This is a genomic window from Methylobacterium thuringiense, assembly GCF_022179645.1.
GTDB classification, from domain to species: domain Bacteria; phylum Pseudomonadota; class Alphaproteobacteria; order Rhizobiales; family Beijerinckiaceae; genus Methylobacterium; species Methylobacterium thuringiense.
Genome location: NZ_BPRA01000001.1, coordinates 162,498 through 177,529 on the forward strand (window position 1 = coordinate 162,498; position 15,032 = coordinate 177,529).

Sequence of the window (15,032 nt, forward strand, 5' to 3'; positions counted from 1 at the left end):
GCGTGGCCGCCTAGGCGAAGACCATGAACCCGTCGCGCATCTTCATCCTGCGTCCGGTGGCGACGACGCTGCTGATGCTGGCGATCCTGATCGTCGGCATGGTGTCCTACGTGAACCTGCCGGTCTCGGCGCTCCCGTCCGTCGATTACCCGACGATTCAGGTCCAGACCTTCTATCCGGGCGCTAGCCCGGAGGTGATGACCTCGGCCGTGACCGCGCCGCTGGAGCGGCAGTTCGGCCAGATGGCCAACCTGAACCAGATGTCGTCGCAGAGCTCGGCCGGCGCCTCGGTCATCACCCTGCAGTTCAGCCTCGACATCCCCCTCGACATCGCCGAGCAGTCGGTCCAGGCGGCGATCAACGCGGCCGGCAACCTGCTCCCGTCGGATCTTCCGGCGCCGCCGATCTACGCCAAGGTCAACCCGGCCGACGCGCCGGTCCTGACGCTGGCGCTCACCTCGAAGACGATGCCGCTGACGCAGGTGCGCGACCTCGCGGAGACGCGGCTCGCCCAGAAGATTTCACAGGTCGCCGGCGTCGGCCTCGTCAGCATGGGCGGCGGCCAGCGGCCGGCCGTGCGGGTGCGCTTCAACTCCCTGGCGCTCGCGGCCTACGGGCTAAACATCGACGACCTGCGCACGACGATCTCGAACCTCAACGTCAACACGCCCAAGGGCAACATCGATGGCCCGACGCAGAGCTACACCATCAACGCCAACGATCAGGTCCGCGATCCGGCCGTCTATTCCAGCGCGATCATCGCCTACAAGAACGGCGCGCCGGTGCGGCTCTCGGACGTGGCGACGGTGGTCGACGGGGCCGAGAACACCAAACTCGGCGCCTGGATGGACCGCACGCCGGCCGTCATCCTCAACATCCAGCGCCAGCCCGGCGCCAACGTCATCGACACGGTCGACAAGATCAAGGCGTTGCTGCCGCAACTGCAGGCTAGCATGCCCGCCGCCATCGGCGTCGCGCTCCTCACCGATCGCACCGTCACGATCCGCGCTTCCGTGGAGGACGTGCAGGTCGAGCTGATGCTCGCCATCGGCCTCGTCGTGCTGGTGATCTTCCTGTTTTTGCGCAGCTTTTCCGCCACCCTGATTCCGAGCCTGTCGGTGCCGCTCTCGCTGATCGGTACGCTGGCGGTGATGGACCTGTGGGGGTTCTCCCTCGACAACCTCTCGCTGATGGCCCTGACCATCGCCACCGGCTTCGTCGTCGACGACGCCATCGTGGTGATCGAGAACATCGCCCGCCACGTCGAGGACGGCGACACGCCGCTCGAGGCCGCGATGAAGGGCTCGCGTGAGATCGGCTTCACCATCCTGTCGCTGACGGTCTCGCTGATCGCGGTGCTGATCCCGCTGCTGTTCATGGGCGATGTGGTCGGTCGGCTCTTCCACGAATTCGCGATCACGCTGGCGGCCACCATCGTCATCTCGGCCTTCGTCTCACTGACGCTGGTGCCGATGCTCTGCGCGCGGCTGCTCAAACCCGTCGTGCAGGGCGAGCGCCGCGAGGGCTTCGTCGCCCGCCTAGGCCGGCGCATGACCGACGGCACCATAGCAGCCTACGGCCGTGCCCTGCGGGTGGTGCTCGCGCATCAGCCGCTGACGCTCCTCGTCACCCTCGGGACGATCGCGCTCACCGGCTACCTGTTCGTGGTGATCCCGAAGGGCTTCTTCCCGGTCCAGGATACCGGCGTGATCCAGGGCATCTCCCAGGCCGACCAGAGCGTGTCCTACGGGGCCATGGCCGAGCGCCAGCAGGGGCTTGCCGACATCGTGTTGAAGGACAAGGACGTCGCGAACCTGTCCTCCTTCATCGGCGTCGACGGGCAGAACGTGACGCTGAATTCCGGCCGGATGCTGATCAACCTGAATCCGCAGGCGGAGCGGACGGGCAGCGCCAGCGACGTGATCCGCCGCATCACTGCCGCCACCCGCGACGTGCCCGGCGTGCGCCTCTACATGCAGCCGGTCCAGGACCTGACCATCGACACGGCGGTCTCGGCCACTCAGTATCAGGTCATCCTGGAGAACCCGAACCTCTCCGAGTTCGAGACCTGGGTGCCGCGCTTCGTCGAGGCGCTGCAGCGTTCTCCGCTGCTCGCCGACGTCACCAGCGACTACCAGGGCAACGGACTCGCCGCCTACGTCACCATCGACCGGCCAACGGCCGGCCGCTACGGTATCACCCCGGCCTCCGTCGACAACGCACTCTACGACGCCTTCGGCCAGCGCATCATCTCGACGATCTTCTCGCAGTCGAACCAGTACCGGGTGATCCTCGAAGCAAACCCCGAGCTGCACAAGACGCTGGATTCGCTGAACAACCTCTACCTGCCGTCCTCGACCGCCGCCTCGGGCCAGGTGCCGCTCTCGGCCATCGCCCGTGTCGAGGAGAGGCGCGCCCCGCTGCTCGTCGGACATCTCGGCCAGTTCCCGGCCACCACCGTGTCGTTCAACCTCGCACCGGGCGCCGCCCTCGGTCAGGCCGTCGATGCAATCGCACAGATCCGAAAAGACGTCGGCCTGCCGGCGAGCTTCAACGTGGTGCCGCAGGGTTCGGTCTTCGCCTTCCAGTCGGCGCTCTCGAACGAGCTGTTCCTGATCCTGGCTGCGATCGTCACGGTCTACATCGTGCTTGGCGTCCTCTACGAGAGCTTCATCCACCCGATCACGATCCTCTCGACGCTTCCGTCCGCTGGGATCGGCGCTCTGCTCGGGTTGATGCTCTTCGGGCTCTCGCTCGACATCATTGCAATCATTGGCATCGTGCTCCTCATCGGCATCGTGAAGAAGAACGCGATCATGATGATCGACTTCGCGCTCCAGGCCGAGCGCGAAGAGGGCATGAGCCCGCGCGATGCTATCTACGAAGCCTGTCTGCTCCGCTTCCGTCCGATCATGATGACGACCTTCGCCGCCCTGTTCGCGGCGGTGCCGCTGATCATGGGAACCGGCGTCGGCTCGGAGCTGCGCCAGCCCCTCGGCATCGTCATCGCCGGCGGTCTCATCGTCAGCCAGGTGCTGACGCTGTTCACGACCCCGGTGATCTACCTGTTCTTCGACCGGCTGGAACGGCGGATCATGGGCCGCCGTGAGGGCGGCTACCGGACCGGCGAGGCCATCCCGTGAACATCTCGGAGCCGTTCATCCGGCGTCCGATCGCGACGACGCTGCTCACCGTCGGCGTGCTGCTCGCGGGGCTGTTCGCCTTTGTGCGATTGCCGGTGGCGCCGCTGCCGCAGGTGGATTTCCCCGTCATCCTCGTCCAGGCGCAGATGGCCGGCGCATCGCCGGAAACCATGGCGACGACGGTGGCCGCGCCGCTGGAGCGCCGGCTCGGGATCATCGCCGACGTCAACGAGATGACCTCGACGAGTTCCACCGGCACGGTCCGCATCGTCCTGCTGTTCGGCCTAAACCGCGACATCGACGGCGCCGCCCGCGACGTCCAGGCGGCGATCAATGCCGCCCGCGCCGACCTGCCGACGGCGCTCCGCCAGAACCCGACCTACCGGAAATTCAACCCGGCCGATGCGCCGATCCTGATCCTCGGACTGACCTCGGACACGCTCTCGCCCGGCCAACTCTACGATTCTGCCGCGACCGTCGTTCAGCAGAAGATGTCCCAGGTCGACGGCATCGGGAACGTCGATATCGGCGGCTCGTCGCTGCCGGCGGTGCGGGTCGAGCTCGATCCGACCGCGCTGTTCCATTACGGCATCGGCCTCGAAGGCATCCGTGCGGCGCTGGCCTCCGCCAACGCGAACTCGCCCAAGGGCGACGTGACCGCCGGCGCGCGCCGCTACCAGCTCTACGCTAACGATCAGGGCCGACAGGCCTCGGACTATCGGGACATCGTCGTAGCCTACCGCAACGGCGCCGGCGTGCGCCTGAGCGATGTCGGTCAGGTCGACGATTCGGTCGAGGACAAGCGCAACCTCGGTCTCGTCGACGGCAAGCCCGGGGTGATCCTGTTCATCTACAAGCAGCCCGGCTCGAACGTCGTCGAGACGGTCGACCGCGTGAAGGCGGCAATTCCCCAGATCCAGGCGGCGCTGCCGGGCGACATCGACCTCCACATCTCGGGCGACCGCTCGGCCACCATCCGCGCCTCGCTGAAGGAGACCGAGGAGACGCTGCTCATCGCGGTCGGCCTCGTCATCCTCGTGGTGTTCATCTTCCTGCGCTCGGGGCGCGCGACGCTGATCCCGGCGGTGGCGGTGCCGATCTCGATCATCGGCACCTTCGCCGCGATGTACCTGCTCGGCTTCTCCCTCAACATCCTCTCGCTGATGGCGCTGATCATCGCCACGGGCTTCGTGGTCGACGACGCCATCGTCGTGCTGGAGAACATCCAGCGCCACATCGAGGACGGCAAGCCGCGGGTCGAGGCGGCGCTGATCGGTGCCCGCGAGGTCGGCTTCACCGTCATCTCGATGAGCCTGTCTCTCGTCGCGGTCTTCCTCCCGATCCTTCTGATGGGCGGCATCGTCGGCCGCTTGTTTCAGGAATTCGCGGTCACGCTCTCGCTGGCGATCCTAATCTCCCTCGTCGTCTCGCTGACGACGACACCGATGATGTGCGCCCGCTTCCTCAAACCCCATCACAATGGTTCCGCCGGCCCGGTGAAGCGGCCGAATATCGTGGCGCGAATCCTGGAGGGCGGCTTCGACGGCTTGCTGCGCGGCTACGAGCGCTCGCTGGGCTTCGCGCTGCGTCACCGCCGGCTGGTCCTGCTCAGCGTCTTCGCGGCGATGGGGCTGAACGTCTACCTCTACGTCATCGTGCCGAAGGGCTTCTTTCCGGAGCAGGATACCGGGCAGCTCATGGGCGGTATCCAGGCCGACCAGCGCATCTCGTTCCAGTCGATGTCGCAGAAGCTGAAGGCGGCGAGCGCCATCGTGCAAGCCGATCCGGCGGTGGAGAGCATCGTCGGCTTCACCGGCGGCCGGGGCACCAACTCGGCGAACGTCTTCGTCGGCCTCAAGCCGCTCGGGACCCGCGATTCGATCGAGAAGGTGATGGCGCGGCTTCGGCCCAAGCTCGCGCAGGTCGCGGGGGCCCGGCTCTTCCTATTTCCGCGCCAGGACCTGAAGATGGGCGGGCGTCAGAGCTTCGCCCAGTACCAGTACTCGCTCCAGGGGGATTCGGCAGACGAGCTCTACGCCTCGGCGCCGAAGCTCGTGCAGGAGCTTCAGAAGCAGACCGCTTTGTTCGCCGACGTCACCTCCGACCAGCAGGAGGGCGGGCTCGAGAGCCGTCTCGTCATCGACCGGCCGACGGCGTTCCGCTACGGCATCACGCCGGACAAGATCGACAACACCCTCTACGACGCCTTCGGCCAGCGTCAGGTCTCGACGATCTACAATCCGCTCAACCAGTACCATGTCGTGATGGAGATCGCGCCGCGTTACCTGCAGAGCCCTGAGACGTTGAAACTCATCTACGTCTCGACATCGGGCGGCAACGCCCGCGGTTCGGCGGTCACGAACGCGGTCGCTGGCACGGTCAGTGGTCTGACGGCTGCGGCGACCACGACATCCGGCACGTCCTCGCCGTCGATGTCGAGCAGCGGCACATCATCGACGACGACCGGCATGCCGGCCCCGGGCAGCGCCAGCACGACGGTCGCCCCTACCGCAGGCGTCGGCGCCACCAGCGCATCGACCGGCACGGACGCATCGACGATTGCCTCGGACTCCGCACGCAACGCCGCCTCGAACGCCATCGCCGCATCGAAGGGCGGCGCCTCGTCCAGCGCCCCCGTGTCGAGCGCCAAGGAAACGATGGTACCGCTCTCGGCCTTCGCGCGATTCGAGACTGGGAACGCGCCGGTCCAGGTCGCGCACCAGGGCCTGTTCGTCTCGACTACCGTCTCGTTCAACCTCGCGCCTGGCAAGAGCCTGTCGGAGGCCACCGCCGCGATCGAGAAGGCGATGACCGACCTGCGCATGCCGGCAACCATCCACGGCGAGTTCTCGGGTGCTGCCAAAAACTACATGGCCTCGGCCTCGCGCCAGCCGCTGCTGATCCTTGGCGCACTGCTCGCCGTCTATGCCGTTCTCGGCATCCTCTACGAGAGCTACATCCACCCCATCACGATTCTTTCGACGCTGCCGTCCGCCGGGATCGGCGCCGTGCTGGCGCTCCTCGTGACGGGAACCGAATTCACGATCATCGCGCTGATCGCCGTCTTCCTGCTCATCGGCATCGTGAAGAAGAACGCAATCTTGATGATCGACTTCGCCCTCGATGCCGAGCGCACGCGCGGCGCCGCGCCGGCCGATGCGATCTACGAGGCCTGCCTCTTGCGCTTCCGGCCGATCATGATGACAACGGCGGCCGCGCTTCTTGGCGCCGCGCCGCTCGTCCTGGCGAACGGGGAGGGCGCGGAGCTCCGCCGACCGCTCGGCATCGCGATCATCGGCGGCCTCATCGTGAGCCAGATCCTGACCCTCTACACGACGCCCGTCGTCTATCTGTACCTCGACCGCCTCCGCCACTGGGCGAAGAACCGGCGCGGCCAACGCGCTGCCGGCGGTGCGGCAGCGTTCCCGGCCGAGTGATGGTCACTCGTGAGGCTAGAACGGGTGGGTTCGCACCCCCCTCTCCCCGCACGCGAGGAAAGGGTCGCGACGACCTCGTCGTCGGCGCGACAAGCCCGAAGGGCGAAGGTGAGGGGGCGGCTGCAGGATTGACCACTCCGGAAGCGCCCACTCACCTTCGGATGCCGCCTCGCTTTGCCGACGACAAGGCCGGCAAAGCCCTCTCCCAGCGTGCGGGGAGAGGGGATGCGCGGAAGCCTCGCAGCATCCTGACGTTCGGCATTGCCTGCGTGGTCTCGACGTCCCTCTCCGGCTGCCTCGTTGGGCCCAACTACTCGCGTCCGTCCGTGGAGACTCCGCTGGGGTTCAAGGAAGGCGGCATGCGAGAGGACAGCGTCGCCTGGGTCCAGAGCCGAAAAAATTGGCGGCCGGCGCAGCCGAACGACGGTGCCGTGCGCGGCGACTGGTGGACGGTGTTGCGCGATCCGACCCTCGATCGCCTGATGCGCTCGGTCGATGTCGACAACCAGAACTTGCGCGCAACGGTGTCGAACTACGCTCAGGCCCGCGCCCTCGTCGCGCAGTCGCGGGCGGCGCTATTTCCGACGGTCATCGGGGCGCCGACGATCACGCGGGCGCGTACGGCCGGGGCCGAGCGCACGACCTACGCGCTGCAGGGCCAGGCGACCTGGGAGCCCGATCTGTTCGGGCGCATCCGGCGGCAACTGGAGAGCGACGTCGCCAGCGCGCAGGCCTCTGCGGCCGACCTCGGCCTCGTGCGGCTCGGCATCCAGGCAGAGCTCGCGACGACCTACCTGCAGCTCCGCTACCAGGACTCGCTCAAGAAGGTCCTTCAGGAGAACGTCGAAGGCTATAAGCGCAGCCTCGGCATCGCCGAGAACCAATACAATGCCGGCGTCGCGGCTCGTTCCGACGTCATCACCGCGCAGACCCAGCTCCAGACCACGGAAGCGCAGGTCATCGCGACCGACCTCAACCGCGCCGTCTTCGAACATGCGCTCGCGACGCTGATCGGCCGGCCGCCGTCCGAACTCGGGATCCCGGTCGGCCGGCTCGCCGACCGCCCACCCGCGGTTCTGGTCGGCATCCCCTCCCAGCTTCTCGAACGGCGCCCCGACATCGCGCAGGCCGAACGCCTCGTGCAGGCGCAGAGCGAGCAGATCGGCGTCGCGGTCGCAGCCTTCTTCCCCACGGTGACGCTGTCCGCCACCGGCGGCTTCGCCGGCCTCACCAGCAACGGCATCTTCTCCGCCACCAACGCCGCCTGGGCGCTGACCGCGGCCGGCACGCAGGTGCTGTTCGACGGCGGCGCCCGCAGCGCCGCCTTGCAGCTGACCCGTGCAGGCTACGATGCCTCGGTCGCCACCTATCGCCAGACCGTGCTGACCGCATTCGGCGAAGTCGAGAACGGCCTGTCGGGCATCCGTATCCTCGCCCGCCAGCAGGCCAAACAGGACGAGGCCGTCGTGTCCGCCCGCAAGGCCGTCGAGATCACCCTCAACGAGTACCGCGCCGGCACTCAGAACTTCACGACCGTCGTCACCGCCCAGGCGCTCCTCGTGAACAACGAGGTCACCGCCCTACAGGTGAAGCTCAACCGCTTCACCACCGCCGTCGACCTGATCCGTGCCCTCGGCGGCGGCTGGGACGCCCGCTCCCTCCCCACCGGCGAGGAGCTGAAGGAGAGGGCGCTCGACCTGCCGATCGATCACGGCCAGTCGGTGCGGACCGAGGAGTGAGGCGGCGGGGAACGCGGCTACGGTTGACCCGTTGACCGACGGCTTTTGCGCCGCAGCAACGATCCGGAGGCCAGCCTTGGCCGAGCACGCCCCCCTGAAAGACACCTCCAAATCCGGCATCGCGCCGGCCCCGGCCTGCACGCTGGTGATCTTCGGCGCCGGCGGAGATCTCACCAAGCGTCTGCTGATGCCGGCTCTCTACAACCTCTCCGGCGGCGGCCTGCTCTCGCGGGATTTCAAGATCATCGGCGTCGACCACAACGCCAACGACGACGCGGGCTGGCGCAAGGATCTCACCGACACCATGCAGTCCTTCACGAAGGACAAGACCGCCGAATTCCACGCCGACCAGATCGACGAGACCAGCTGGGGCTTCATCGCCGACCGGCTGCACTTCTTCCAGGGCGACTTCGAGAAAGACGAAAGTTATCAAGCGCTTGCGGAGAAGATCGACGGCAACGCGATCTTCTACTGCGCCGTCGCCGCCCGGTTCTTCGGACCGGTGGTCGACGGCCTCGGCAAGGCCGGCCTGCTGAAGCAGACGGACGACGCATTCCGCCGCGTGGTGATCGAAAAGCCCTTCGGCTCGGACCTAGCCTCGGCGAAAGCCCTCAACGGCCGGATCCTACGTCAAGCCGACGAGAGCCAGTTCTACCGGATCGACCATTTCCTCGGGAAGGAGACGGTCCAGTCGATCATGGCGATCCGCTTTGCCAACGGGCTGTTCGAGCCGCTGTGGCGGCGGGAATACGTCGACCACGTGCAGATCACGGCGGCGGAGACCGTCGGCGTGGAGATGCGCGGCTCGTTCTACGAGCCGACCGGGGCGCTCCGCGACATGGTGCCGAACCACATGTTCCAGTTGCTCTGCATGGTTGCGATGGAGCCGCCGAACTCCTTCGATGCCGAAGCCGTGCGGACCGAGAAAGCCAAGCTCGCGGAAGCCGTTAAGCCGATCCAGCCGGATCAGGCGGTGCGCGGCCAGTACGCAGCCGGAACGGAACACGGGAAGGATGTCGCCGGCTACCGTGACGAGCCGAATGTCGACGAGAAATCGAGCACCGAGACTTATGTCGCGCTCAAGCTCGAGATCGAGAACTGGCGCTGGGCGGGCGTGCCGTTCTATGTGCGCACCGGCAAGCGTATGTCCGGCCGCCTCACCGAGATCGCCGTCCATTTCAAGCCAGCACCCTACCGGCTGTTTCGCGATACACCGACGGACGACGTCGCGCCCAACGTCATGCGCATCCAGATCGACCCGGATGCCGGCGAGACTACCGAGATCAACGTCAAGGCACCGGGCCCGCAAATGCGCCTCGGCCGCGTCGAAACCTCGTTTCTCTACAAAGACTTCTTCGACGAGAAGCCGAATGTCGGCTACGAAACCTTGCTCTACGACTGCATGACGGGGGATGCGACGCTGTTTCAGCGTGCCGACAACATCGAGGCCGGCTGGGCCGCCGTTGAGCCGCTTCTGGAAGCCTGGAAATCTGCCCCGGTCGAACTCTACGCCGCCGGCAGCGATGGGCCGACGGCAGCCGACGAACTGCTCGCGCGCGATGGGCGCCGGTGGCTCCCGCTTCCGGTCGGAACGCGCGAGGAATCAAGCCGGTAGCCGCGATCTGCGGACCGCACGCATCGGATGTAGCTCGGCAAGATCGTCGTGGTGGAGGAGCAGCACGCCGGTGGTGGCCGCGAGCTTGCGGGCGGCGGGCGTGAAGCCGGCGTTGGAGACTACGGCGGCCATCGTGGCCGACCAGTGCCGGGCCGCCGCAGCGACCTCTTGAACGGCACCATTGCCGACCGGCTTAGCGTAGCGCTTGCACTGCACGACGAGGCGGGCACCGCCGCGCTCGGCGATGATGTCGGCGCCCTGGTCGCCGCTGGCCTGGGTCGGGCGGGCCTGCCAGCCGGCTCGGGTAAGCAGGTTTGCACAGTAGCGCTCGTAGGCGATACCGTCCTCAGGCATGTCGGTTTCGGCCGGCAGGCGGAATGCGGAGGCCGCGCGCTCGACGATGGCGACCATGTCGTCCCAGCGTGGTTCGGTGTAATCCGCGAAGCCGCGCGCCTCAATTTTGGGTAGAAGGCTTCGCTCGATGAAGTAATCGCGCTCACGCAGCCAGCGGTCCTCGACCATGTTGCCGTAGGCATCGACGAAGCGCTCCTGGCGGCGGCGTAGGGCGAGGATGCGCGCGTGGCGCTTAGCGATCCTGCGGACCAAGGCGCGGAATCTGCGTGGCCGATCAAGGCGATAGAGCACGATCGCCGCGAGCAGGCCAAGTGTGGCGAGAAGCGCGGGCCTGCCGTGGAACAGGGCGAAACCTCCACCGACGACGGAGGTCCAGAACAGATGGGAGACCGTCTTGGATCGACCGGACATGACCTGAGCGATGGCAGCCCGCGCAAAGGCGAGGATGCGCAACCGTCTCAGATCCCGATTTCGCCACCGCTAACGGGGAGCCTCGCAGAAAACGGGTGGCACGGCCCTAGGAGCGTCCCCTTCTCCGATTTCCTCCGACTTATCAGGGCCTTGAGAAGGAGGTAAGCAGCGCGTCCAGACTCCAAACAGCTGTGGATGGCGCCATTACTCCGCGGCGATCGCCCGCCGCTCCTTGCCGAGGCCCATCGCCTTGGCGAGCTGCGAGCGCTCGCTGGCGTAGCTTGGCGCCACCATTGGATAGTCGGACGGAAGGTTCCAGCGAGCGCGATACTCATCCGGCGTTAAATTGTACTTGCTGCGCAGATGCCGCTTCAGCGACTTGAACTGCTTTCCGTCTTCGAGACAGACGAGATAGTCCTGCGTGATCGACTTGCGGACCGACACGGCCGGTACGGGCCGCTCAGCCGGGAGGGCGGCCTGAGGCGCAGAGAGTTGCTGCAAAGTGGCATGGATTGCGGTGATGAGCCCAGGCAATTCGGCTGGCTGCAGCGAGTTGTTGGCGACGAAGGTCGAGACGATGTCGCGGGTCAACGCGACGTGATCCAGCAAAGTGTCCGTATCGCTCGTCATCGTCTCCGGTCCTTCCCATGGCGCGCATTGTCGTGGCGGGGCAGAGGCGATCCCGCTATCAGTATGATGCAGCGTTGATGAACGATCTCGACACAAAAATCCAGCAGTCCGATTGTGACCGATCGAATCAATTCGGCAACTTAAGGACAAAATGTTTAATAGTACACATATCATATCAGTCAGGCGGCGGCATCGCAGGCTGCGCGTAAGTCCGTGATCTTCCTATCGTTATTGGAGAATGCATCCAATGTTCACGGTCTGCTTCGGCGCATGAAAAATCGGGAGTCATGATCTGACGATATTTCATGAGAACCGCAATCTTCGAGGCGGGAAAGGGCCGCCCGTGCGAAATGCGCTCACGATGCCGTGAGATGGCGGGTGGGAGGGATGCCATCCGCAACTGTTGCCGGATCGGCCAAAACGTTGAAATCACGTGATGTTTCGAAGACGCGACGCAGGGCGACACACGGTGAGTGGGTCGTGGCCGAGAGGGTCTCGAAGCTGCGGGAGAGCATTGACGCGAGGTGTTCAATTCGCACGAAACGCTGGTACTGCTGCATGCTATACGGAGATAGGCATGGTGTTCGCCAGGATGCGTACCGGGACCACCACGCCATGCCGGCCATGATGCAGATCCGGGCAACACCATGAGCACCTACGGCTTCGCGGCGATGCTCGCGCCGCGAAGCGTGGCCATCGTCGGCGCCGGCGAGCGCGACGGATCGGTCGGCCGCGCGGTGATGGATTCGCTTCGGGCCGGCGGGTTCGCCGGGGCGATCCGGCCGGTCAATCGCAAATACGAGAAAATCGACGGCGAGCCCTGTTTCGCGAATCTCGCGGCCTTGCCGGAAACGCCGGACCTCGTCCTGATCGCCACGCCGCCGGAGACCGTGCCGGCTATCGTCGATGCAGCTGGGGCGTGTGGCGCGGCGGCGGCGGTGGTGCTGTCGGCGCATCTCGGCCGGGGCGAGGCGGAGCCGATCGGCGCGGCGCGGCGCGCGGCGCGGCGGCACGGGCTGCGGCTGATCGGGCCGGACAGCATCGGGCTGGCGGTGCCGGGCAAGAACCTCAACGCGACGTTGCTGGCGCATCCGCCGCGGGCGGGGGATCTGGCGCTGGTGACGCAGTCGGGCACCGTGGCCTCGGCGATCGCGGCCTGGGCGCACCGGCGCGAGGTCGGCTTTTCGGCAATCCTCACCACCGGCCGCTCGGCCGATGTCGACGCCGCCGACACGCTCGATCACTTCGCCGCCGACATTCACACCCGCGCGATCCTACTCTCGCTCCACCGCGTCGACGACGCCCGAAAATTTCTTTCGGCCGCCCGCGCCGCGGCGCGGGTGAAGCCGGTGGTGGTCCTGCGCACCGGGCGGCACGAGGCGCAGGCGGAGGAGCCGCAGACCCATACCGGCGCGCTCGCCCGGCCCGATGCGGTCTATGCGGCCGCCTTCCGCCGGGCGGGGCTGCTCGCGGTCGACACCCTCGACGAGATGTTCTCCGCCGCCGAGACCCTGCGCCGGCAGCGTCCGTTTCCGGGCCGGCGGCTGATGATCGTCGCGAACGGGCGCGGCATCGGCGCGCTCGCGGCCGACAGGCTGGCCGACCAGGGCGGCACCGCCGCCGAGGCCTCGCCGGAGACGCTGGAGGCCATTGCCTCCGTCCGCCACGGCACTTCGACGAACCCGATCGATCTCGGCGTCGACGCAGAGGCGCAGGAATACGCCACAGCGCTCGGGCCGCTGCTCGCCTGCCGCGGCAACGATGCGCTGCTCTGCGTCCACGTCCCCACCGCCCGCGCCGGGGCGCGGCAGACGGCGGAGGCGGTGGCCGGCGCGGTGGCCGAGGCGCGCCGGGGAGGCGACCGCAAGAAGCCGGTCTTCGCGGTGTCCGTCGGCGAGGATGCCGAGGCGGCGGCGGTCTACGCGAAGGCCGGCATCCCGCTCTTCGCCACGGATTCCGACGCGGTCGACGGGTTCCTGCACGTCGTGCGCTACCGCGAGGCGCAGGAAAACCTGATGCGCACGCCGGCCTCGCTGCCGCAAGAGTTCAAGCCCGACCTCGAAACCGCGAAGCGGCTCGTCCGGCAGGCGCTCGCCGCCGGGCAGAGTTGGCTCGATCCCCTCGCGGTCAAGGCGCTGCTCGGCGCCTATGCGATCCCGATGCAGCCCTGCCTGCTGGCGCCGGATGGGGATGCCGCCGCCGAGGCCGCCTGGCCGATGATCGCCCGCGGCGAGCCGGTGGCGCTGAAGCTCGTCTCGCCGGACATCGTGCACAAGTCGGATGTCGGCGGCGTGCGCCTCGGCCTCACCTCGGAGGCCGACGTGCGCGAGGCCGCCGCCCGCATGATCGCCCGCGTGCGCAAGCTCCGGCCGGAGGCGCGCATCACCGGCTTCGCGGTGCAGGCGATGGTGCCGCGGGGCAACCGGCGCGAGCTCATCGTCGGGCTGGCGGAAGACCCGACCTTCGGCCCCGTGGTGGTATTCGGCACCGGCGGCACCGCCGTCGAGGTCATCGACGACCGCGCACTCGGCCTGCCGCCCCTCGACCTCCGCCTCGCCGCCGACCAGATTCTTCGCACACGCGTGTCGCGGCGGCTGGAGGCCTATCGCGATGTTCCCGCGGCGGATCTCGACGCCATCGCCCTCGTTCTGGTGAAGCTCGCCCAGCTCGCCGCCGACCTGCCCGAGATCCGCGAACTCGACATCAACCCGCTGCTCGCTGACGCGGACGGGGTGCTCGGCCTCGACGGCCGCATCCGCGTCGCCCCCGAACCGCCCCGCCTTCGCGCGCAATCGGAAATGACTCGGTCGAAGCCACCGCTCTCTCCTCTCCCTTGTGGGGAGGAGGCAGGAGGTGGGGGTGGTGCAGGATCGAGCGCCGCGGTGCCGTCTGAGCCACCCCCCAACCCCTCCCCACAGGGGGGAGGGGAGACGCCCCTGCGCCCGACAGATTCACGCGGACAGAGGCCCACCTGGCACCCGCGCTTCGCCATCCGCCCCTATCCGGTGGAGTGGGAGCGGGAGATGAGCCTGAAGGGCCGCGCCATCCGCGTGCGCCCGGTGCGCCCCGAAGACGAAGGGCTGTTCGCCGCCTTTTTCGCCGAGATCGACCCGGAGGACGTGCGCCTGCGCTTCTTCTCCCCCATCCGCCATTTCAACCACGCCTTCCTCGCCCGCCTGACCCAGCTCGACTACGCCCGCGCCATCGCCTTCGTCGCCCTCGATGCGGACGAGAACTCCGAAAGGATGCTCGGCGCGGTCCGCCTCCACGCCGACGCCAACCACGAGAGCGGCGAATTCGCCATCCTCGTCCGCTCGGACATCAAGGGCGTGGGGCTGGGCTATGCGCTGATGCGGATGATGCTGGACTGGGCGAAGGCCGAGGGGATTTTGCGGGTGGAGGGGAGTGTGCTGGCGGAGAATCGGGCTATGTTGGCGGTTTGTAAAAGAGTTGGCTTTCGATCAATACTTGACCACTCTGATATTAATACTCTGAAAATGCAAATAGATATCTGAAGATTTATAAAAAAGAAATTAAATTAAATATTATATTTTAAACTTCCGATATTTTGATTGTTGTTATAAAACCACAGGCGCAGGTTATGACATCTAGCTGCCTCCAATTGCCAAAAGGAAGCGATACAAGGTATGTAGAGCCATATGATTTTTCTTCGCTGTAAATGTGGCGTTTTAGATGCCGCGTT

The 15,032-nt window shown here is 66.7% G+C and carries 7 protein-coding genes; 5 read left to right on the forward strand and 2 right to left on the reverse strand.

From position 1 onward, the window contains the following. Window positions 1–23 precede the first annotated feature (23 nt). The 4 genes from MFF07_RS00695 (at window position 24) to zwf (ending at window position 9,934) form a co-directional block, all read left to right on the forward strand. A complete protein-coding gene (locus MFF07_RS00695; RefSeq protein ID WP_238230356.1) occupies window positions 24–3,143 on the forward strand; it encodes an MdtB/MuxB family multidrug efflux RND transporter permease subunit in 3,120 nt (1,039 codons plus the stop codon). Beyond that, complete coding sequence (locus MFF07_RS00700) at window positions 3,140–6,580, forward strand: efflux RND transporter permease subunit (protein WP_238230358.1); 3,441 nt, start codon at window positions 3,140–3,142, stop codon at window positions 6,578–6,580. Before MFF07_RS00695 ends, MFF07_RS00700 begins: the two co-directional genes overlap by 4 nt. A gap of 161 nt (window positions 6,581–6,741) precedes the next feature. Continuing rightward, entirely contained in the window at window positions 6,742–8,319 is a 1,578-nt protein-coding gene (locus tag MFF07_RS00705) for an efflux transporter outer membrane subunit (RefSeq protein WP_373322210.1), read from the forward strand. A gap of 76 nt (window positions 8,320–8,395) precedes the next feature. Then, window positions 8,396–9,934 (forward strand): glucose-6-phosphate dehydrogenase, encoded by a 1,539-nt coding sequence (zwf, locus tag MFF07_RS00710; protein WP_238230359.1) that lies wholly within the window; start codon window positions 8,396–8,398, stop codon window positions 9,932–9,934. Here the strand turns inward: zwf and MFF07_RS00715 are convergent. Further along, on the reverse strand, window positions 9,923–10,699 hold the full coding sequence (locus tag MFF07_RS00715; RefSeq protein WP_238230526.1) for a restriction endonuclease: 777 nt from the start codon (window positions 10,697–10,699) through the stop codon (window positions 9,923–9,925). The genes zwf and MFF07_RS00715 overlap by 12 nt on opposite strands. Window positions 10,700–10,903: 204 nt before the next feature. Further along, window positions 10,904–11,329: a Ros/MucR family transcriptional regulator gene (locus tag MFF07_RS00720; RefSeq protein ID WP_147819340.1), complete on the reverse strand. Its 426-nt coding sequence runs from the start codon at window positions 11,327–11,329 to the stop codon at window positions 10,904–10,906. 647 nt (window positions 11,330–11,976) lie between these two features. Here MFF07_RS00720 and MFF07_RS00725 point away from each other — a divergent pair. After that, the gene (locus tag MFF07_RS00725) at window positions 11,977–14,844 is read left to right on the forward strand and encodes a bifunctional acetate--CoA ligase family protein/GNAT family N-acetyltransferase (protein ID WP_238230361.1); all 2,868 of its coding nucleotides are present in this window, start codon (window positions 11,977–11,979) and stop codon (window positions 14,842–14,844) included. Window positions 14,845–15,032: the final 188 nt, after the last annotated feature.

Coding starts and splice junctions, on each gene's coding strand:
- MFF07_RS00695 (WP_238230356.1), top strand. CDS start 24: ATGAACCCGTCGCGCATCTTCATCCTGCGTCCGGTGGCGACGACGCTG.
- MFF07_RS00705 (WP_373322210.1), top strand. CDS start 6,742: ATGCCGCCTCGCTTTGCCGACGACAAGGCCGGCAAAGCCCTCTCCCAG.
- MFF07_RS00715 (WP_238230526.1), bottom strand. CDS start 10,699: ATGTCCGGTCGATCCAAGACGGTCTCCCATCTGTTCTGGACCTCCGTC.
- MFF07_RS00720 (WP_147819340.1), bottom strand. CDS start 11,329: ATGACGAGCGATACGGACACTTTGCTGGATCACGTCGCGTTGACCCGC.
- MFF07_RS00725 (WP_238230361.1), top strand. CDS start 11,977: ATGAGCACCTACGGCTTCGCGGCGATGCTCGCGCCGCGAAGCGTGGCC.